General features: G+C 58.3%; 1 pseudogene. It reads right to left on the reverse strand.

Annotated features, from left to right (window positions below):
* Window positions 1-13 precede the first annotated feature (13 nt).
* Window positions 14-218: pseudogene (locus tag H6B10_RS18535) on the reverse strand (hypothetical protein); the annotation flags it as partial.

The following is a 218-nucleotide window of genomic DNA, read 5'->3' on the forward strand; positions in this document are numbered from 1 at the left end:
GGGGTAAGAGGATTTACTGGGCGACTTTCTCTTTCAGGCGTCCGCTGGCCTTGAAGCCGGGGATCGCGGTGGGTTCCAGCTTGCTGGTCACCTTGGTCTTGGGATTGGTAAAGTAGTAGTACTCAGTGTTGTCCCGCAGCGGGGGCGTCAGATAGTTGGGAATGATGCAGCCGTCGCCTTCCACGCGCTCGGTAAAACCGGCCGCTTGCCAGATTTCG

The organism is Gemmiger formicilis (assembly GCF_016901605.1).
Classification (GTDB): domain Bacteria; phylum Bacillota; class Clostridia; order Oscillospirales; family Ruminococcaceae; genus Gemmiger; species Gemmiger formicilis_B.